This is a genomic window from Luteimonas sp. A277 (assembly GCF_054052045.1).
The window spans coordinates 1-2,009 of record NZ_JBSVRG010000025.1; the positions used below are offsets into that span (position 1 = coordinate 1).

Consider the following 2,009-nt stretch of genomic DNA (forward strand, 5'->3'; position numbering starts at 1 on the left):
CCCTCGGCAAAGGCATCCGAGCCCGATGCCGTGGAGTCCTCACCGAAGGCCAGAGCCTCGCCCTCGCCGGTCGCGCGGAAGTACTGGTTGTACGCCGTTGCTTCTTCCAGCTGGCCCACGTTCACTGCGTCCGTCGCCTCAGTGCCGTCGGCCACGTTGGTGATCTGGCGCTGGTCGAAAGCCGAGCCCACCGACACCGTGTTGTCACGGTCGGCTTCCGAGCCCACGCCCAGTGCCACCGAGTTTGCCCCCGTCGCGTATGCGTCGGCACCCAGCGCCACAGACTCGTCTCCGGACGCCATCGACCAGGCACCCAGCGCAGTACTGTTGTAGCCCGGCGCATAAGCCGCCGCGCCTACCGCGGTGGCGTAATCACCCGTCGCCTCGGTCGGCAGCAGGCCGGAGAAGCTCGAGCCGCCCACCGCCACGCTGTTGTAACCGCTGGCGTTGGCACCCTCACCCACCGCCACCGAAGACTCGCCGCTGGCGTTGGAAGCAAAGCCCACCGCCGTCGCACCGTCTGCCAAAGCCTCTGCGCCGTAGCCCAGGGCGGAAGCACCGAATCCGCCTGCCACGGTGTAGCCGCCGTAAGCAGACGCGGCATCGCCGGTCGCTTCGCTGCGGAAGCCCGTCGCCGTCGCCTGCTGGCCCGTGGCCACTGCTTCCGAGCCGGTCGCAGTTGCGTAGGGACCTTCGGCCACCGCACCGGCGCCGGTCGCCGTCGTCCCGATCTCACTCGCGTATGCACCGTTACCCACGGCAACGCTGGACTCACCGGATGCCTGGGCAAACGCACCCAGCGCCACCGAGTTCACGCCGTCGGCAACCGCATTGAAGCCGACCGCCGTGGCTTGATCAGCCATGGCGATGGAACCGGCACCATAAGCCGACGCACCATCAGCAAACGCGTTGCTGGCTTCGCCGGCGGCCGTAGCGTCATCACCGTCCGCCCAGGCCCCCGCATCGCTGTTTTCACTACCGGTTGCCTTGAAGTACTTGCTGGTGTTGTCAGCCACCTCGGCGACGGCATTGAGCTGGTCCAGATTCACCGCATCGGTGCCCTCGGTACCGGCCGCCACGTTGGTGATCTGGCGCTCATTGCCTGCCCAGCCCACGGACACGCTGTCTTCGCGATCAGCCATCGAGCCGGCACCCAGTGCAACGCTGTTGGCGGCAGACGCGTAGGCGCCGTAGCCGAGCACCGTGCTGTCATCGGCCTCGGCCCAGGACGCTGCACCCACTGCAGTGGAATTCTCCCCATCCGCACTGCTGATCCAGCCCATCGAAGTCGCATAGTCACCGGTGGCCCAGGCCCCGGCACCCATCGCCGTGGTGCCCTCGCCAGACGCCTGGGTGGGGATGAAGCCGAAGACGGTGCCGCCCACGGCCACGCTTTCCAGGCCCAGCGCCTCGCTGTACTCACCCACGGCCACGCTGGACTCACCTGTGGCCCACGCCCCCGTGCCCACCGCGGTGGCGTAACCCGCTACTGCTTCCGCGCCGTAACCGAGCGCAGTCGCGCCCGTTGCAGACGCAACGCTGTAGCCGCCATAGGCGGAACTGGCCAGTCCCATCGCCGCGCTGCGGAAGCCGCCAGCGGTGGACTGCTCTCCGGATGCCAGCGACTCGGCGCCCAGCGCCGTGGCCACGTCACCCGTTGCTTCGGCCCAGAAGCCAACCGCTGTCGCCTCTTCGCCAGAGGCCGCGCTCAGGGAGCCGGATGCCACGCTGCCGTCTCCGGTGGCCATGGCTGCAGCACCGGTGGCCGTCGAGAACAGGCCTTCGGCCACGCTCTCCGCACCCACTGCCACCGCGTAATCAGCGCTGCCCTGGGCGTAGGCGCCCAGTGCCAGCGTGCTTTCTCCGTCGGCGGACGCGCCGTAGCCAACCGCCGTGGCGTCCTGTCCATAGGCATAAGCCACGCTGCCAAAGGCCGAGGCGCCTTGTTCGAACGCGCTCGCTCCGGAGCCCATGGCCGTGGCGTAGTCGCCATCCGCCATGGCATCCGA

1 pseudogene is annotated in these 2,009 nt (G+C 68.6%); it reads right to left on the reverse strand.

What is annotated here, in order from left to right:
• A pseudogene (locus ACW7G2_RS14005) lies at positions 1-2,009 on the reverse strand (ESPR-type extended signal peptide-containing protein); the annotation flags it as partial.